Source organism: Myxococcus sp. CA033 (genome assembly GCF_013336625.1).
Lineage (GTDB): Bacteria > Myxococcota > Myxococcia > Myxococcales > Myxococcaceae > Myxococcus > Myxococcus llanfairpwllgwyngyllgogerychwyrndrobwllllantysiliogogogochensis.
Map to the genome: position 1 here is coordinate 578,881 of NZ_JABUMU010000003.1, position 17,537 is coordinate 596,417.

The 17,537-nt window shown below is 68.6% G+C and carries 13 protein-coding genes; 4 read left to right on the plus strand and 9 right to left on the minus strand.

Annotated features, from left to right (window positions below; translation table 11 throughout):
• Positions 1–9: 9 nt before the first annotated feature.
• Entirely contained in the window at positions 10–1,659 is a 1,650-nt protein-coding gene (locus HUA78_RS12640) for a serine/threonine-protein kinase (RefSeq protein WP_174456927.1), read from the plus strand.
• A gap of 27 nt (positions 1,660–1,686) precedes the next feature.
• Here the strand turns inward: HUA78_RS12640 and HUA78_RS12645 are convergent, their stop codons facing one another.
• The 7 genes from HUA78_RS12645 to HUA78_RS12675 all read right to left on the minus strand — a co-directional run bounded on the left by HUA78_RS12645 (position 1,687) and on the right by HUA78_RS12675 (position 11,307).
• A complete protein-coding gene (locus HUA78_RS12645) occupies positions 1,687–3,270 on the minus strand; it encodes a carboxylesterase/lipase family protein (protein WP_174476363.1) in 1,584 nt (527 codons plus the stop codon).
• Positions 3,271–3,596: 326 nt separating this feature from the next.
• Positions 3,597–4,172, minus strand: a complete 576-nt coding sequence (locus tag HUA78_RS12650; protein WP_174476364.1) for an imm11 family protein — start codon at positions 4,170–4,172, stop codon at positions 3,597–3,599.
• 19 nt (positions 4,173–4,191) lie between these two features.
• The gene (locus HUA78_RS12655) at positions 4,192–5,526 is read right to left on the minus strand and encodes an AHH domain-containing protein (RefSeq protein WP_174476365.1); all 1,335 of its coding nucleotides are present in this window, start codon (positions 5,524–5,526) and stop codon (positions 4,192–4,194) included.
• A 103-nt stretch (positions 5,527–5,629) separates the two neighbouring features.
• The gene (locus tag HUA78_RS12660; RefSeq protein ID WP_141648488.1) at positions 5,630–7,060 is read right to left on the minus strand and encodes a M20 family metallopeptidase; all 1,431 of its coding nucleotides are present in this window, start codon (positions 7,058–7,060) and stop codon (positions 5,630–5,632) included.
• A 208-nt stretch (positions 7,061–7,268) separates the two neighbouring features.
• Positions 7,269–8,504: a discoidin domain-containing protein gene (locus HUA78_RS12665; protein WP_174456931.1), complete on the minus strand. Its 1,236-nt coding sequence runs from the start codon at positions 8,502–8,504 to the stop codon at positions 7,269–7,271.
• A gap of 312 nt (positions 8,505–8,816) precedes the next feature.
• On the minus strand, positions 8,817–10,679 hold the full coding sequence (treZ, locus tag HUA78_RS12670; RefSeq protein WP_174476366.1) for a malto-oligosyltrehalose trehalohydrolase: 1,863 nt from the start codon (positions 10,677–10,679) through the stop codon (positions 8,817–8,819).
• A gap of 130 nt (positions 10,680–10,809) precedes the next feature.
• Positions 10,810–11,307 (minus strand): hypothetical protein, encoded by a 498-nt coding sequence (locus HUA78_RS12675; protein ID WP_174456933.1) that lies wholly within the window; start codon positions 11,305–11,307, stop codon positions 10,810–10,812.
• A 214-nt stretch (positions 11,308–11,521) separates the two neighbouring features.
• On the opposite strand from HUA78_RS12675, the gene HUA78_RS12680 reads away from it, so the two are divergent.
• Together HUA78_RS12680 and HUA78_RS12685 are read left to right on the plus strand one after the other, a co-directional pair.
• Positions 11,522–12,667 carry an AAA family ATPase gene (locus HUA78_RS12680; protein WP_174476367.1) on the plus strand — a complete coding sequence of 382 codons (1,146 nt, stop codon included), beginning with the start codon at positions 11,522–11,524 and terminating at the stop codon, positions 12,665–12,667.
• A gap of 134 nt (positions 12,668–12,801) precedes the next feature.
• Positions 12,802–13,185: a DUF5335 family protein gene (locus HUA78_RS12685; protein ID WP_141648847.1), complete on the plus strand. Its 384-nt coding sequence runs from the start codon at positions 12,802–12,804 to the stop codon at positions 13,183–13,185.
• 137 nt (positions 13,186–13,322) lie between these two features.
• Here HUA78_RS12685 and HUA78_RS12690 read toward each other — a convergent pair whose 3' ends face one another.
• A complete protein-coding gene (locus tag HUA78_RS12690; RefSeq protein WP_174460042.1) occupies positions 13,323–14,144 on the minus strand; it encodes a matrixin family metalloprotease in 822 nt (273 codons plus the stop codon).
• A gap of 491 nt (positions 14,145–14,635) precedes the next feature.
• On the opposite strand from HUA78_RS12690, the gene cls reads away from it, so the two are divergent.
• Positions 14,636–16,090, plus strand: coding sequence for a cardiolipin synthase (gene cls / locus HUA78_RS12695; RefSeq protein WP_174476395.1), 1,455 nt, complete (start codon positions 14,636–14,638; stop codon positions 16,088–16,090).
• Positions 16,091–16,103: 13 nt separating this feature from the next.
• Here the strand turns inward: cls and HUA78_RS12700 are convergent, their stop codons facing one another.
• Entirely contained in the window at positions 16,104–17,498 is a 1,395-nt protein-coding gene (locus HUA78_RS12700) for an MBL fold metallo-hydrolase (RefSeq protein ID WP_174456935.1), read from the minus strand.
• Positions 17,499–17,537 lie beyond the last annotated feature (39 nt).

Consider the following 17,537-nt stretch of genomic DNA (forward strand, 5'->3'; position numbering starts at 1 on the left):
GAGCACATCATGGCGGTGCCATTCGGTAAGTACGAGTTGCTGCGGAAGATTGCCTCGGGAGGCATGGGACAGGTGTTTCTGGCCCGTGAGCACGGAACGGGCTTCGAGCGGCTGGTGGTCCTCAAACTCATCCTCCCGCACCTCGCGGAGGATGATGAGTTCCTCTCCATGTTCCTGGATGAGGCCGGGCTGGTAGCCCGCCTCACCCACCCCAACCTCATCACCATCCTCGACCTGTCCCAGATTGAGGGTCGGCACTGCCTGGCCATGGAGTACGTCCAGGGTGACGATGTGCGTCGTCTGGAGAAGTTCTCCCGGGCGCAGAACAAGCCGATGTCGGTGGGATTGATTCTGCGCGTCATCGCGGATGCCGCGGCGGGTCTCCACTACGCGCACCAGGCGCGGGACGTCCAGGGCCGGCCCATGCGGCTGGTACACCGCGACGTGTCACCGCAGAACATCCTGGTCGGCTTCGACGGAGGCGTGAAGGTCATCGACTTCGGTGTGGCCAAGGCTGCCACCAGCAGCGCCAACACGGCGACGGGCGTCCTCAAGGGCAAATACCCCTACATGTCCCCCGAGCAGGCGAGCGGCCTGGCCATCGACGCGCGCAGTGACTTGTTCGCGCTGGGCGTCGTCATGTGGGAGATGCTGACGGGCAAGCGGCTCTTCAAGGGTGACTCGGACTTGATGACGCTGCGGCTGGTGAAGGACTGCCAGGTTCCGCGCCCCTCGCAGCTCAACCCCAAGTTGCCGCCGGGCCTGGACGAAGTGGTGCTCAAGGCGCTGGCGCCCACGCCGGACGAGCGCTACCCGGACTGCGGCGCCTTCCGGCTGGCGCTGGAGGACTACACGCTCAACCTGCGGCTGCCCTCCAGCAGCGCGCACCTGTCGGCGTACCTGCGGGAGCTGTACGCGGACCGCATCTCCACGGAGACGGACCCGGCGAAGCTGGACCAGCTCGCGGAGGACGCGGACCTGGACTCGCGCTCCAACTCGTCGCTCAGCGGCGTGGGGGGCCCGGGAGGGCGCACGTCCGCGTCGCGGCAGCAGCCTCGCAACGTCACGCCGGGGACGCGCTCGCGGCAGCAGCTGGCGGCCGCCGTCGGAGGCCCCGTGGTGCAGGACCGCACGCGCGGCACCGCGCCCATGGAGCGCGCGCCCAGCGCGGAGGTGCGTCGCATTCCGTGGGTGCCCGTCGTCGCGGCGGGCGCGGGGTTGCTGGTGGCGGCCGCGGCCGTCATCTTCCTGCGCGGACCGGCGGGAGCGGCGACGCTGCCGGAGAAACCGCCGACGCAGACGCAGCAGGTGCACGTGGAGCGCGAGCTGCCCCCGACTCCACCCAAGCCCACGCCGGAGCCGGTGAAGATGGTGGAGCTGCCCGTCATCACCGAGCCGCCCGGCGCCACGGTGAGCATCGCCGGCGAGGAGCGCGGCGTGACACCCATGAAGCTGGAGCTGGAGCAGGGCGCGCCCATGGTGGCGGTGACGCTGGCGCTCAACGGCTACGAGCCGGTGACGCGCGAGGTCTCCGCCGCCGACGACGAGCTGCGGCTGGAGCTGCGGCGCCAGGGTGGCAAGTCCCCTGGCACCACGAGCACCAAGCGCCCCGGGAATTCCCAGCAGGGTGGGAACCTGGGCATCAAGACGGGCCGCTGAGGCGGCGGCCCGGGTCCGCGGGCCCTCTTATGGGGTGGCCTGCGGACGCGACTTGCCCTTCGCGGCCGTCGACGACGTCGACGAAGTCGAAGACGCCTTCGGCAGCGCGGGCGGAGGCGGCTTGGCGAAGGAGTCGATGAGCGGCATGACCATCTGGGCCACGTCCAGGATGGGCCCCTCGAAGTTGTCCACCATCCTGACGGTGGTATCCAACCTCAAGAGCTTGTCGCTCTCCGCCGTGTGCTCGTTCCAGGCGACGCCGCCCACGGGCCCTGGCGTGCCGGTGCGCAGGAACTGGACCAGGGAGTCCACCAGGTTGCTGGTGAACTTCCGGTCCTCGTCCCCGAAGAGGTCTCCTGTCGGCGGGACGTGGTCGGCCGTCTCCAGGAAGTAGGAGACATCCCCGCCGTGGGGCACGCCCAGGGGCTGCCGGGGCGCGAGCATCTTCGCGCGGTACTCGAAGTAGTAGCGCCAGGCGTGGGCCCCATGGTGGGAGTGGAAGGACGCCAGGTGGCGCGGCGTGACGGAGAAGACGAAGTCGCGGCACATCCGCCGGCCAATCTCCCGGTCGTCATTCACGTCGGGGTAGAGCTGGCGAATCATCTCGCCCAGGGGACCCAGCTTCTCGATGATGGTGGCCGGGTCGATGCCGAACGAGGACACCACGCTCGAGTCATCGCTCGTGCTGCCGAGGATGAGCGGCAACTTGAGCTGCGAGCCCGCCTCGAAGCTGGCGCGAATCGTCTGGGGGAGCACCGAGTCCCCGTAGATGGGGCTGGGCGCGTTGCCGCTGTCCGAGGGGAGCGCCCAGAACTTCTCCGGGTCCAGCTTGCGCAGCTTCTCCATGGTGGCCTGCTGCCAGGGGACGCCCTGATGGTGGGCGAAGGCCACGCCCGCGAGCTTCGCGTCGGCCACGGACTTCTCCTGGAGCACGTAGGAGCTCATGGCCACGCCACGGCGGAAGGGGTTCTTCTCCCGGATGAGCGGCGAGGTGAAGAACGCCAGCACGCTCTTGGCGCCGGCGGACTGGCCCATGATGGTGATGTTGCTGGGGTCTCCTCCGAACTGGGCGATGTTGTTCCTCACCCACTCCAGCGCGAGCATCTGGTCCAGGATGCCGAAGTTGGCCGGGCCGCCCGGGTTCTCCTTCTCCAGCTCCGGATGCATGAAGAAGCCCAGGTGTCCCAGGCGGTAGTTGAAGGTGACGAGCACCACGTCGCGGGCGGCAATCTGAGTGCCGTCATAGGGGGGCACGCGGCCCGTGCCGATGATGAAGGCGCCGCCGTGAATCCAGAACAGCACGGGCAGCTTCGCGCCCGGGTCCGTCTTGGGTGTCCAGACGTTGAGGTAGAGGCAGTCCTCGGCCATCTTCCCGGGGTCACCGCCGCCGCCCGCGATGCAGGCCTCGCGCGACTGGAGCGCGGAGGGACCGAAGTCGAGCGCCTCGCGGGTGCCGGACCACGCGGGGATGCGCTGGGGCTCGCGCCAGCGGAGGTCGCCCACGGGCGGCTTCGCGTAGGGGATGCCCTTGAAGACGGAAACCTTCCCTTCCACCTTGCCTAGCAGCTGGCCTTCCTTGGTGGTGACCGGGGGTGTCTTGATGACATTCATTGTCTGGCTCCGTTGGGGGTGAATGGGGACGTGTCCACGTGCGGGGGGCACACGGTCGGAGCCGGGAGAGGGACTACCTGTCGAGGAGCTACGCGAGCGAATCGCCTGACCACCGTCCGGGTGGGGTGCGTGACATAGGATTTCGCCGCAATGTCTAGCAACCCGCGTGGCGAGAGGTTCAGCCCAAGCGCGGGTTATGAAACAGAGCCGGTGTGACGCACCTCCCTGGGGGCCCTGGCGACTGTCGGCCGAAGCGCGGAGAGGGTGCCCCGTGGGGCGCGTGTGTCGTCTGAATGTGACACTTCCGGTGAGGCCCGACCCGCCGCTCAGACCTCCTCGAACTTCGCCCCTGTGACCTTGGCGCGTTCCAGGGCCACCTTGAGGTCCTCGGAGACGATGAGGGCAATCTCCCACCCCCAGGTGCGGAAGACCTTCGCGCCGCCCAGCTTCGTGCGGTCGATCCGCATCCCGTAGACGCTGCGGTACTGGCCCAGCTTGTCCGGCCGCTCGTCCTCGGGCTTCCAATACAGTATCTCTTCCGAGGCTTCGTCATCGATGCAGCGGATCAGCTTCGTGGCGACGAGCATGACATGCTGTTCCGGGCGTCCTTCGACATCGACGGGAATCAATTGCACATCATCGGGCGCCAGCTCCGCGAAGAGGTTGGCCACTCGGACATGGACAATTGGAGCCATGCCAACTCCCGCCGTACAGAAATCCAACCACTTTCCAGGCTCACTGATGGGAAACTTCAGGCGACCCGCATGCTGGATGGGCCGCCCCCGGGCGAACTGCCAGATGTCTTCAACCTCGGTGCCCGTCTCATCGAGCGGGTCTCCCAGGTACCAATACCCACCCCGCACGTCTTCTCTGAGCATGTAGTATCGCGACGGATTCGGCATGGTGGACTTCCTAGAGTCCTCACGGGTCCCGAGTCAAAAAGCCGTGGATTTTGGTACCTGGGGTCTGCGCTTCACTTGCGAGCTTGCGTAGCTCACTCGTGAGGGCCTTCCGGCACTCTTCCACCTTGCTGCACTCTCCCAAGGCCGACCTCAGTCGTCGATAGACGTACTCGTGATACCGCTGCTGATGTGGCCCCTTGTGACCCACGACTTCAACAACATTCTCGGGGTCCTTCAACTGCATCCCGGCTCTTGCGAAGAGCTTCCTGAATCTCGGCGTCCAGGGCCCGCCGCGCGCGGCGGAGACATCGTTCTTGTTCGTGGCGATGTGATGATTTTCGCTACGCCCTCTCCGGCTCGCCATGGCTACGGCGTTCGGAGCGAGCGCGATGGTGAACCCCTCCGCCGTCAAGGCGACCGAACTCACGCTGCCCACGACCGCGTACTGAAATCCCGCCTGGGACTCCACGGCCAGGGCCGCCTGGGCAGAGCCCGGCAGTCCCACTGACTTCGCCGCCAGCCCCGCTGTGCTCCCAATGGCCACCGTGGCCAGCATGACGAAGACGCGCGCCGCGTTCTCCCCGAGCACCTCGCCGTACGCCTCACCCGCCGCATGGAGTTGCTCGAAACTCGTCGCCGTATCCACCTGGCGCACCAGCGTCAGCCATCCGTCCAGCATGCTCCACACCGTGTCCACGCCCAGGTAGGCGATGAGGCAGGCCGTCAAGGTGGCCGCCACGCCTTTACTCACCGGCTCGGGCAGCGACCACAAGAGCAGGTACATCGTCGCGGAGGCGGCGATGCCAGCCACGACTGCCTGGGGGTCCGTCATGCCCTCCAGTGCTTCGGAGGTCTCCTCCCACACCGAGTCCATGGCGATGGCCAGGGCCCACGTGTACTTGCCATCGCTGGCCAGCAGGGGGCCCTCGTCCAGCAGGCGCAAGCAGTCCCCGGGTCGGTCCTTCCGCTTGCACCACTGGCCATACGCGCGAGTCAGCGCTTCATCCGCGTAGTCCTCCAACAGACGAGGCCCGTCCGCGTCCTCTCTACGCTCAGGGATGAGTCGCGAGGAACCACGCTCATACCCATACACCCCACTCCGGGACGGAACGCCGAAGCGCTCCCGCGCGACCTGCATGGGATTACGAGAGGGAGGAACATCCCGTGCCAGCTCGGTGAGGGCCTCCTCGAATTCGTCGTCTTCGAGTACCGCCGCACTCACTTCCGCGTCAGGCTCCTCGCGAGGAGTGACGAGGAAGGAGTCCTCCCCGGTCTCCAACCGCACAACTCGGCCCGTCGCGCATCCAGTGACAGCCATCAACAGGAGCAGCGACACCACCCAACGAAGCGTCATGGTAGGCCCTGGCGAGAGGCCCGCGGCGAGGCGGGCACACCCGGCAATACCAGACGACACTGACAGGCGACCCGAGGCGTACCTCGGGCCACCTGGGTCCACGTCAGCGCTTGAAGTGGTCCGCGATGACGCTGGCCACGCAGCACGTCAGCTTCTTGCCGGTGGGGACATGCAGGAACTCGTTGGGGCCGTGCGCGTTGCTGCCCGGGCCCAACAGACCGGTGATAAGGAATTGCGCCTCAGGGAAGCGCTCACCCAGCATGCCCATGAAAGGGATGGTGCCACCCTCGCCCATCGCCATGGCCGGCCGGCCGAAGTACGTGCCGGACGCGGACTCCACCGCGCGCGACAGCCAGCTCGCGAGCGGCGGCGCATCCCAGCCAACGCTGGCCTTGTCACCCTCGAAGCTCACCTTCGCGCCGTACGGCGGATCCTTCTCCAGCGCGTCCTTGAGCGCCTTCTGCGCCGACTTCGGCTCCAGCCTCGGAGGGATGCGCATGGACAGCTTCACCGTGGTGAAGGGCCGCAACACGTTGCCCGCGCTCTGCAGCGGAGGCATGCCGTCCACGCCCGTCACCGACAGCGCCGGGCGCCACGTGCGGTTGAGCACCAGCTCCCCACCGTCGTCCGACATGGGCCGCATGCCCGGCATCCACGGGAACTTGCCGAAGACCTCCTCGCCCAGCACCTTCGCCGCCGCGCTCGCCTGCTCGCGCCGCTCCTTCGGAATCTCCACGTGCAGGCCCTGCACCGTCACACGGCCCGTGCCCTCCTCCTCCACCCTCGACAGCACCTGGCGCAGCACGCGGAAGGACGAGGCCACGATTCCGCTCGCGTCTCCGGAGTGCACGCCCTCCGTGAGCACGTCCACGCGCAGGTTGCCCGCCACCATTCCGCGCAGCGACGTCGTCATCCAGAGCTGGTCGTAGTTCGCGCAGCCTGAATCCAGACACACCACCAACGACGGCTTGCCGATGCGCGGCGCCAGCGCCTCGATGTACGCCGGCAAGTCGTAGCTGCCGCTCTCCTCACACGCCTCGATGAGCACCACGCAGCGCGCGTGCGGCACGCCCTGCTCACGCAAGAGGCGCAGCGCCGTCAGCGACGCGAAGGCGGAGTAACCGTCATCCGCGCCACCACGGCCGTAGAGCTTGTCGCCCTCGCGCACGGGGGCCCACGGCGTCAGGCCCTCACGCCAGCCCGTCATCTCCGGCTGCTTGTCCAGGTGGCCGTACATCAGCACGGTGTCGTCGCCGCGCGTGCCGGGCACTTCCATGTAGATGACCGGCGTGCGGTCCTTCCCCTGCTCGTCCTTGAGGCGGATGACCTCCAGCGTGAGGCCGGGCAGGTGCGGCGCCTGCGCGCGGCACCACTCCGCGACGAGCTGCACGGCGGCTTCCATGTGCCCGGCCTTCACCCAGTCCGGGTCGAAGGCAGGCGACTTGTTGGGGATGCGGATGTAGCGCTCGAGCGCCGGGAGGATTTCCTTCTCCCAGATGCGGTCGGAGGACTCGGTGGCGGTCTGGACATTCATGGCCGCGATGCTGAGCACGGGACGCCGCCCCTGTCGACACCGACAAACCCCAGGTGAAGCCGGTAGCGCCTCGCCCCACCGGCCCCGCCCGCGCCTGGCCTGATGGCCTCCATCTGTGCGCCTGTCGAAAAGCCCGCCCACGAACCAAGGGCGCGAGGAGTCACCGCGCCTCGCGCCCTCCTGGAAGCACCGCGTCAGCGCCTGGGCGTCACGGCTGGATTTCGCGGACCGTCAACCACTTGAAATCCACGTCGGTGGCGTTGTCCCAGCGGAACGTGGCGATGGGACCTCCCCACGTAATCGGCATGGCCCCGGTGGCGCCGCCGCAGTGCTGCGCATCACCGCCCCAACTGCCCGAGTCGACCATGTCGTAGACCTTCTTCCACGTCACCTTGTCGGCGTTCTCGTTGACATACATCTCCAGCCGCACCGCCTCCTTGCCGCTCACGGTGGTGTTGCGCATCACCGCCTTGAAGCCCACCCAGCGGCCCTTCAGCGCCGACGTCGCCGTCTTGTAGGAGGCCTGCTCGTAGGAGACATGCCACGTCTCCTTCTGCCAACGGGCGCGGCCGTCATAGTGCAGGCCCGCCTTGTAGCTGCTGCCCTCGCAGCCGGAGTGGTCGTCGTTGTGCTTGCCGCCGCGCGCGTACCAGTCGAAGTTGTCCTTCGCATCCGACGTGGCGTTGAGCTTCACGAAGCCCGTCATCTCCACGTTGCGCCAGTCATTGGCCGCCTGCATGTAGCCCCGGCTCGCCAGCACGTCCCGGTCATACGTGGGAATCTTCCGGTCGTCGTAGCCCGTGGAGGTGTAGACGAGCAGCCGCACCGCGCTGTTCTTCATCTTCCAGGAGCCGTCCGAGTTACGGGTGATGGTCTTCTGCGGATTGAAGCGCGCATCGGACGTCGCGTTGTCCGCCAGCGCCCACGCCTCGCCCCCGCTCTTCGAGGGGTAGAGCATCGTCACACCGAACTTGTCCTTGCCCGTGGGCTGCGGCGTCCCGGTGTCGGTGGTGATGGCCGAAAGCTCGGAGATGCTCGCCCAGGTGTTCATCGTGCTGCCATTGACGGTGATGCGCACGTAGCGCGCGTTCACCGGCGAGAAGGAGACGCGCTCGAACGCCGTGCTCTTTCCAGACGAACTGCCCGAGGACACCTGCGTCCAGGCAGCGCCATCCGTGGAGGTGGAGATGACGTAGTGGCTGACGCGCTCGTTGCCTCGGAACCAGGCGATGTCCACCGCGCTCACCGACTTCGCGGCGCCCAGGTCGCCACGAAGCCACTGTCCCACGCCATCGCTGGACCAGCGCGTGGCGGTGTTTCCGTCGATGGCGTTGGCGGGCACGTTGCCGTCATGCCCACTGGCGGTGACGGCGACGAAGCCACCGGCGGCCAGCACGGGCGTGGAGAGCGCGAAGGCCGTCAGCGCGAGCGCACGGCACGGCATGCGCCAGCGAAATCCCAGCCGGGATGAGGTCCTGTGGTGTGGATTCAAGTTGCTACCTCGAGTGAGGCCACCGAGGGCCACGACCCACCGGACGGACAGCGCCGCCCCGGCACGCCGCGTTCCCCCCGCGGCGCGTTGGCTTTCCTCCGTCGACTCGCGCCTGGGAGCTCAGGGTCTCCTCGCGGCACGTCGCCCACGGTGTTGATGACTCAACGTTCGGAACCTGCGGGCGCCAATACCCGAGGGGTCGACAGGTCATTCCCATCATCGACGCCCTCGGGCGGGCCCGCGGTCGTCCGCACGCCAGGGCAGCTACTGCTGGCTCTTGAAGCGCAACACGACGGCGGACGGCCCTTCCAGGCGCACGACTCCGTCCTGAAGCGGCGGCGTCCGCGTGTCGCCGCCAAAGCGCGGCTCCTCGCTCCACAACACCACTTCGGCGTCGGGAGGGACGCGGTGCTCCACCGTCCCGCCCAGGCCGAGCAGCACCTGGAGCACCTGCCCGCCCCCTCGCCGCTCCAGCACCAGCGCCCGAGGCCCCACGGCCCGCGCGTCATATGCGCCCCGCCGGGCCTCCCGCATCACGGAGTCCATCGCGCGCAGGCGGAGCAGCTCGCGGTAGAGCACACGGATGCCCGCGTGCTCCGGCTTCTGGGCCTCGCTCCAGTCGAGCCGGGAGCGCGCGAAGGTGTCCTCGGCCTGCGGGTCCGGCACCTGCTCACCCGCGAAGCGAGCGAAGGCCGCGAACTCCTTGCGCCGCCCTTCGGTGACGAGCCGACCCAGCTCCTCGTGGTGGTCCGTGAAGTAGAGGAACGGCGTGCTCGCGTTCCACTCCTGCCCCATGAAGAGCAGCGGCGTGTAGGGCGACGACAGCAGCAGCGTGCTCATCGCGCGGAAGGCCGCGGGGGACACGTCGTGGCCCAGGCGCTCGCCCAGCGCGCGGTTGCCCACCTGGTCATGATTCTGGAGGCAGTGCACGAAGCGCCACGGCTCCAGGCCCTCCGCGCGCGTGCCCCGCGCATGTCCCTGGTTCTTCGACACCTGGCCCTCGTAGAACCACCCCTGGCGCAGCGTGCGCGCCAGGTCCTCCGCGCTGCCCGTGTAGTCCTGGAAGTAGCTCTCGCTGTCACCCGCGAAGGCGCGCCGCATCTGGTGATGGAAGTCATCCGCCCAGACGCCGTCCAGCCCGTGGCCTCCGTCGGAAGCGGGCAGCATGAGGCGGCGCTCGTTGCGCTCGTCCTCGGCGATGAGGACGACTCGCCGCCCCGGCGCGCTGGCCCGGGCGCGCTCGGCGATTTCGGTGAGCAGGTGGGGCTGTGTCTCATCGAGGATGGCGTGCGCCGCGTCCAGCCGCAGGCCGTCCAGGTGGTAGTCGCGAATCCACATCTCCACGTTGGAGAGCACCATCTCCCGCACGGGCCGGCTGTCCTTGCCGTCGTAGTTCACCGCGTCGCCCCACGGCGTGTGGTGGCGTCCGGTGAAGTAGTGCGGCGAGTACGCGCGCAGGTAGTTCCCGTCCGGACCGAAGTGGTTGTAGACGGCGTCCAGCACCACGCCCAGGCCCTGCGCGTGCGCGGCGTCCACCAGCGCGCGCAGTCCCCTCGGCCCGCCGTACACGTGCGAGGGCGCGAAGAGGTCCACGCCGTCGTAGCCCCAGTTGCGCGTACCGGGGAAGCTGGCCACCGGCAGCAGCTCCAGCGCGGTGATGCCCAGCTCCTTGAGACCGGGCAGCTTGGGGATGAGCGCCTCGAAGGTCCCCTCGGGCGTGGCGGTGCCCACGTGCACCTCGTAGAGGACGAGCGCCTGGGGCTCCACGCCCTTCCAGCCCGAGTCCGTCCACGCGAAGTCCGGCACCACGACTTCCGAAGGGCCGTGCACGCCCATTGGCTGCGAGCGGGACCACGGGTCCGGGAACGGACCCGCGCCGTCCACGCGCAGCTTGTAGAGCACGCCCGCGCCCTGCCCCTCCAGCACCGCGACGAAGTAGCCGTCGCGCTCCGGAGTCATCGGCAGCACGCGCCCCGGCTCGCCGCGCGCGTCGTGCAGCACCACCTCCACGCGTTGGTGTCCGGGAGCCCAGACCCGCCACCGCACCTTCGGGCCCGCTTCCACCCACGCACCCAGCGAGGGAACCTTCGCCTGCTTCGCGTCCGCCTTCTCCGCCAGAGCACCCATGTTCGTGTTCCTGTAATGTGCCCGCACGCATCAGGGGAGCACTTGTGCGCGGACGAGGCCCACTCTCCCATGAGAGATGTTCACGGGTGGGCGTTCACGCGATGAGGGGCCCCTCACGTCGGCCGCCCGCTCAAGCGGGCGAGGGCTCGCGGTGCAACAGGAAGGGGAACGTGAGGCGGCGCAGCACCGGCAACTCCAGATGGGTCATCGCCAGCAGCGTGCGTCCCTCCAGCCAGCGCAGCTCGTCCACGAAGGGACGCCACTGCCACCCCACCTCCGGCGTGTACTCCACCTGGAGCGAGGTGCGCCCGTCCACCCGCGACGTCCCCTCGCGCAGCACCAGCGGCACGGCCCGCCACACGCCGCCCACGCGGTTCACCAGATTGGCCCCCTCGCGTCCCCCGGGGGCGATGTCCTTGCCCCACCAGCCGCGCATCCCCAGGACGCCGAGCAGCCGGTGCGCGAAGCCCTGGAACCAGGCGGGCCCCAACAGCTCCGCCCGGTAGCGGCCCGGCAGCGAGTCCCGGGTGGGGGTGGGGAGGCGGGTGAACAGCAAGCGCCACTCGCGCAGCTTGCGGCGCTCCGTCACGAGCGCGAGGGGGGTGGTGACTGGCGTCGAAAGGCTCATCCCCGGACGCTATGCAGCCTGTCCCGGCGCGCGCAGTCGTCCGTGCCCGCTCGCCCGTCCCGCGAGGGGGCCCTCCGTGAGTCGCTCCACGGGCCGGTGTCGCGAGCGCGTGAGACACGAGGTCGTCGGCCTGCTTGTGGACACCGCGGGCCGCCAGGATGATGCGGCCCGGCCCGGAAGCCTTCCGGTCCACCCTCCCTTGGAGCCGTCTGGAATGACTGTCGCCCGCCATGGCCTGGAGTCACGGCCCGTCCCTCGCGGTGACGATGTCCGCGAGCGGGTCGCGGCCATCGAGGTCCTGTCCCCCCGCGAAATCGACGCGCGACTCACGGACCTGGGCTACCGGGGGCAGGAGGAGGCGCGGCGCGCGGCCTCCGTGCTGGCCTACCGCCACCTGCGCCGCATCCGCAGGCTGCACCTGGAGGGGCTCGCGCCCGAGCCGGGCATGCGGGAGAACTGCATGTTCCTGGGGCCCACCGGCTCCGGCAAGACGTTCCTCGTGGAGCTGTTGTTCCGCGAAATCCTCGCCGTGCCCACGGTGCTGGCGGACGCCACCCAGTTCTCCGAGACGGGCTATGTGGGCGACGACGTCAACACGCTCCTGTCGCGCCTGTATGAAGTCGCGGACAAGGACTCGGACTGGGCCGCGTGCGGCGTCATCTGCATGGACGAGTTCGACAAGCTCGCCACCAGTCGCTCCGACAGTCGCTTCGCGGGACAGCAGACGACCAAGGACGTCAGCGGCTTCGGTGTGCAGCGCAGCCTCCTGCATCTGCTGTCCGCCGCCAGCGCGGACTTCCCCCCGGACTTCGGCTTCACCAGCCGGCTCCAGCCGGACACCCTGGAGCTGTCCTGTCTCACGTTCATCGCCTGCGGCGCCTTCAGCGGGCTGCGCGCCACGGCGGAGGGCATGACGCGCACCGAACACCTGGGCTTCGGCCGTGAGCCCCAACATGCGCGCGAGGAGTCCATCGCCGTGGCCGTCACCCAGGAGCAACTGGAGCAGACGACGGCCTTCGCGCGCTATGGCTTCATCCCGGAGCTCATCGGCCGCTTCAACCGGCTGGTCTCCTTCACGCCGCTGGACGCGGCCACGCTGGGAGACATCCTCCAGAACCACGTGCTGCGCTCCTACGAGCGCGAGTTCGAGCAGGAGGGCCTGCGCCTGCTGGTGGAGCCCTCCGTGCGCGAGCACATCGTGGCGCGCGCGCTCAAGCGCGAGACGGGCGCGCGCGGCCTGCGCACCACGCTGGGCCCGCTGCTGGAGCAGACCGCCTACGAGCACTTCGGCCGACAGGGCACCGCCTCCACCGTGCGACTGGTGCTGGAAGGCGACGCGGTGCGCTCCCTCACCGAGTAGCGCGCTTGGGGCCAGCGGGCCACCGGGAGCCCGACGGCGGCTCGTGTGGCGAGCAGGAAGGCGGGCCTGTCTCTCATCCAGCCCGCACGCGCCTTACGGTCTACCGGGAACGCCAACACCGGAGGGCCACACACATGGCGCACACGGACCACACGCGAGAGATTCCCCGGGAGGGCTGGGCGGACTATCTGGCCCTGCTCTCCACCATGGAGAAGGAGCACCCGGTTCGCATCGAGGTGGAGGGCATGGAGCTGGGGGACCAGCCGCTCGCCGAGGGGCTTCCGCTCGTGGAAATCAGCCTCGAGGAGAAGGGCAGCGACAAGGGCGTCGTCGAAATCATCGTGGGCGGCCCGGGCGGCGAAATCACCCACCGCATCCAGAAGCCAGAACGCATCTACGCGGACGAGAGCGAGAGCGGCGAGCTGGAGTGCCTCGACATCGAGAGCAGCGAGGACAACACCAAGACGCTCATCTACTTCGGCGAGGCCCTCACGGCCGGCGCGCGAAACATGGACTGAGCCCCGTCCTACACACCACACAGAAAGGCCGGAAGGCACCCCCCTCCGCGGGAGAAGGAACCTTCCGGCCTGGGGCCTCGGCCCCCACCGCCACTCACGTGACGAGGGGAGCCTTGGCCGGGTGAGTCGAAGTCAAATCACGGGTACAGCGCGCGAGCGCCCGTCTTGTCCAGGCTGGTCAAGATGAGGTCGCCCGTCTGCGTGCCGTTGCACTGGGGGTAGTGCATGACCGACGAACGGTCATACGCCGTCAGCGCGCGCCAGTTGTTGTCCTCGAAGCAGGGAGTGGACTGGCGGGTGTGCTCGTGACGGAAGCCGAGCACGTGGCCCAGCTCGTGGCGCAGGATGCCCGCCAGCGTCCACGGCGCGATGCTGCCGAAGGCCGTGTTGTCGACGAGGACGTTGCGGCCCGAGCGAGCCGAGCCGGGGAAGAACGCGCGCGCCAGGTACTGGCCACCGGAGTTCACCGGACGCACGTCGAACAGCACGCCCGCCTGCGACGCCGTGCAGCTGGCGTCGTAGCTGGTGCTGTGGATGAAGTTCACGCTGGCGGTGGCCTCCCAGGCCGCCGTCGCGCTGTTCATCGCGGTGACCAGCTTCGCCTTGTTGGTCGTGCCGAAGGTGTTGCTGATGCAGTAGGTCAGGTTGCCCTTCTGCGTGGCGTTCCACTTGCGGTCATTCGCCGCGCCACCACCGACGTTGTACACGGCCAGACCCTCGTGGCTCTTGCCCTGGTCCGGGGTGACGTTGTTGTCGAAGTAGGCGCGCAGCTCCTCCTCGTTGTCCACGGACTGGTCCATGTCGAAGATCCACTTGCCTTCCGGATCCTGCACGGCACTCGCGCGGAACTCCTCCCACGTCATCTTCGGCGCCTGCGTCTCGGAGGCCTCGGGGCCACCACACGCGGTACCCAGAAGAGCGACACCAGCCAGCAACGCCATGGAGCGGAACTTGAGCATCGGTATTTCCTCGGAACGAGCAACTGCGGGGGATGCGCCGTCCGCCTGGTTCCTCCACCAGCCGCGGCCCGACGCGACCCGGCCTTGAGCAACTGTCGGGCCAAGAACGGCCCATAGTGGCAAAAGCTGCTCTCAAGGTTTAATCTGGAGTATCCGCACTCCAGGTCGTGAAACCCGAACGTAAACGGACCTGACACGCAGCCGTGGAACCTGCTGTCTGGATTGGGTTTTCCGCTCGCGACGGGGACTGTTCAGGAATCGGACAGTGCTGTCCGCGAATCAGTCAGCTGCCCTGGGGTCGTATCAAACCTGGACAGGTCGCCTCGCACTCGCATCGGGAGCGGAAAGGGTCAGCGAGGATGCACCCGCCGTCAGGCTGCGTCAAGCGGGCCCAACGCAGCGCGCCCCGCGAGGGGAGTCCGCACCGCGCTGCGCCGTGGCGGGCGTCCCGTGTATAGCCGGAGCGGTCCGTGTCCCCTCTCCCGTTCGACATGTCCGCGGTGCTCACCTGGCTGGAAGCGGCGTGGCCGCATGTGGCGGCGGTGCTGACGGTGCTGGTGAGCGTGCTGGCCAGCACGCACGTGGTGCTGCGCAAGCGGGACGTGCGCGCGGCGGTGGGCTGGGTGGGGCTGGTGTGGCTGGTGCCGGTGCTGGGCGCGGTGCTCTATCTGTTGTTGGGCATCAACCGCATCCGTCGTCGCGCTCGCTCGCTGTCGCCCCGGCGTGAGCACGGGTTGTTTCCGCCCATCCGCGGCGTGGAGGCCGTGGTGGCGGAGGGCGTGTCGCGGGTGAAGCCGGAGGTCGCGCACCTGGCGCCGCTGGCGCGGCTGGGGGACGCGGTGCTGCACCGGCCGCTGTTGCCCGGCAATCGCATCACGGTGCTGGAGTCCCGGACGGACGCGTACCCGGCCATGCTGGAGGCGATTGAGGGCGCGCGCACGTCCATCTCCCTGTGCAGCTACATCTTCGACAACGACGTGGCGGGCCGGCACTTCGCGGGGAGGCTGGGCGCGGCGGTGCGGCGCGGGGTGGAGACGCGGGTGTTGGTGGACGCGGTGGGCGCGCGCTACACGTGGCCCACGATTCTGGGCCGGCTCAAGCGCGAGGGGGTGACGGCCGCACGCTTCCTGCCCTCGTTGATGCCCTACCGGCTGCCCTTCATGAACCTGCGCAACCACCGCAAGGTGCTGGTGGTGGATGGGCGCGTGGGCTTCACGGGAGGGATGAACATCCGCGAGCAGTTCTGGCCGGGCGAGCGCGCCGCGCGCGACTTGCACTTCCACCTGGAGGGCCCGGTGGTGGCGCAGTTGCAGGAGACCTTCGCCGAGGACTGGGTCTTCACCACGCGAGAGAAGCTGAGCGGGGACGCGTGGTTTCCCGAGCAGGCCCCGGCGGGCGCGGTGCTGGCGCGGGGGATTCCGGACGGGCCGGACGAGGACTTCGAGAAGCTGCGCACGGTGTTGCTCGGGGCGCTGTCCACGGCGCGGACGTCGGTGCGCATCGTCACGCCGTACTTCCTGCCGGACGCGGCGCTCATCACCGCGCTCAACGTGGCGGCGCTGCGTGGGGTGCGCGTGGACGTGGTGCTGCCCAGGAAGGGCAACCTGCCCGTGGTGCAGTGGGCCAGCACCGCGCAGCTCTGGCAGGTGCTGGCGGCGGGGTGCCGGGTGTTCCTCACCGAGCCCCCGTTCGACCACACCAAGCTGATGGTGGTGGACGGCGAGTGGGGGCTCATCGGCTCCGCGAACTGGGACCCGCGCTCGCTGCGCCTCAACTTCGAGCTGAACGTGGAGTGCTACGACGCGGAGCTGGCCGGGAGGCTGGAGGCGGTGGTGGAGGAGCGGCTGTCGCGCTCGCGTCCTCTCACCCGGGAGCAGGTGGATGCCCGGCCCCTGCCCATCCGGTTGAGGGATGGGCTGGCCCGGCTCCTGTCTCCGTATCTCTAGCGGACGCGGCGGCTCACAGGAGCGCGCGCCGCACCTTCCAGAAGGTCTCCTTGGCGGTGCGGAACGCCGTGGAGTCCGACGGCAGCAGCGTGCGCAACAGCTCCGCCGACTGCGTCTGGAGCGGCCTCACGCAGTGCGCCTCCACCTGTCCGCGCAGGAAGCCCACCGGGTCTCTGCGGCGGTATTCGGAGAAGTACGTCTTCAGCTCGTTGCGCGTGCGGGCCTTGCCGTTGTCCGCGTACTTGGCCACGTAGGGGCTGAAGTCCGGGTACAGCCGTCCCTCGCCGAAGTCGCCGTGCAGCGTCGTCTTCATGAAGTTGCCGATGAGCAGGTCATCGAAGACGCGGTAGCGCACGGCCGTCATCAGCGAGTTGCGCGGGGCCTCGAAGGTGATGCCCCGGCGGAAGCGACGGTGGTGGAACTCGATGACGTGGTCCTGGCCGCCCACGCGGAAGCGGAGGAAGTCGAGCACCGAGCCCAGGTGCTCGATGGCCCCGAAGTACTCGCGCAGCGTCCGGGCCTCGTCCGCCTCCAACATCTCCCCCCAGTCGTCGCCGAACTCCTTCGGGTCCACCGGCAGGAGCGCGCGCTCCTTGGGGCGGATGAGCTGCTTGTCGTCCTTGGCGAAGTCGCAGCGGACGAAGGCGGGCAAGAGCGTGCATGACTCCGACTCGAAGCCGCGGCTGTAGTCCTCCAGCGTCGTCGTGTACTCGGAGGCCCAGATGGAGTCCGCGCGCTGGTACTTGTGCATGGAGCTGAAGGGCACGAAGTAGCGCGCGCCGTAGAACTCCGCCTGCCGGGCGATGGTGCGCCCCACCGGCGTCTTCGCCGCGGCGTAGGGGATGATGCGCTGCCCGTCCTCGGTGAAGTAGTTGATCATGTCCGCGTCGCCGTAACCGGACAGGGCCAGCAGGTACGACTCGTCATACCGGCGCACCATGCTTCGCACGAAGCGGCCCCAGCCCCGGTCTCCCGCGTCGTTGAGGTTGACGAGCAGCCGTCCGTCCACGTCGACCAGGAGCACGGCGTCCTGATTCATGTCGGGGATGCACAGGACGCGGATGCGCGGGGACAGCTGCGTCCACACGCGGTCCACCAGCACGTGCACGTTGAAGCCCTGCTCGCGCAGGTCGTCGCGGACGCGCCCGCCGAAGTGGTTGGGCACCAGGATGGTCTGCTCGCGCAGCTTCTCCAGGGACTCCGCGCTCAGGTGGTCCGGGTGTCCATGGGACAGCCAGACGTACTGACAGCGCTGGATGGTCTCACGCATCTCCTCGGGAATCTCGTGGGACAGCGTCCAGCTCCCGAAGTATGCGGCTCCATGAGTCCATGGGTCGGTGACCAGCACCGGTCCGTTGTCGTGGCAGATGAGTGTGGCGTTTCCGATCGTCTCGAATCCGAGTTCCATCTTCCGCTCCCCCCTCGTGCTGCGGTTGCTCGCCATCGT

Excerpts from the sequence above, each read along its gene's own strand:
- HUA78_RS12640 (WP_174456927.1), top strand. The coding sequence starts at position 10 with ATGGCGGTGCCATTCGGTAAGTACGAGTTGCTGCGGAAGATTGCCTCG.
- HUA78_RS12645 (WP_174476363.1), bottom strand. The coding sequence starts at position 3,270 with ATGAATGTCATCAAGACACCCCCGGTCACCACCAAGGAAGGCCAGCTG.
- HUA78_RS12650 (WP_174476364.1), bottom strand. The coding sequence starts at position 4,172 with ATGCCGAATCCGTCGCGATACTACATGCTCAGAGAAGACGTGCGGGGT.
- HUA78_RS12655 (WP_174476365.1), bottom strand. The coding sequence starts at position 5,526 with ATGACGCTTCGTTGGGTGGTGTCGCTGCTCCTGTTGATGGCTGTCACT.
- HUA78_RS12660 (WP_141648488.1), bottom strand. The coding sequence starts at position 7,060 with ATGAATGTCCAGACCGCCACCGAGTCCTCCGACCGCATCTGGGAGAAG.
- HUA78_RS12665 (WP_174456931.1), bottom strand. The coding sequence starts at position 8,504 with ATGCCGTGCCGTGCGCTCGCGCTGACGGCCTTCGCGCTCTCCACGCCC.
- treZ (WP_174476366.1), bottom strand. The coding sequence starts at position 10,679 with ATGGGTGCTCTGGCGGAGAAGGCGGACGCGAAGCAGGCGAAGGTTCCC.
- HUA78_RS12675 (WP_174456933.1), bottom strand. The coding sequence starts at position 11,307 with ATGAGCCTTTCGACGCCAGTCACCACCCCCCTCGCGCTCGTGACGGAG.
- HUA78_RS12680 (WP_174476367.1), top strand. The coding sequence starts at position 11,522 with ATGACTGTCGCCCGCCATGGCCTGGAGTCACGGCCCGTCCCTCGCGGT.
- HUA78_RS12685 (WP_141648847.1), top strand. The coding sequence starts at position 12,802 with ATGGCGCACACGGACCACACGCGAGAGATTCCCCGGGAGGGCTGGGCG.
- HUA78_RS12690 (WP_174460042.1), bottom strand. The coding sequence starts at position 14,144 with ATGCTCAAGTTCCGCTCCATGGCGTTGCTGGCTGGTGTCGCTCTTCTG.
- cls (WP_174476395.1), top strand. The coding sequence starts at position 14,636 with ATGTCCGCGGTGCTCACCTGGCTGGAAGCGGCGTGGCCGCATGTGGCG.
- HUA78_RS12700 (WP_174456935.1), bottom strand. The coding sequence starts at position 17,498 with ATGGAACTCGGATTCGAGACGATCGGAAACGCCACACTCATCTGCCAC.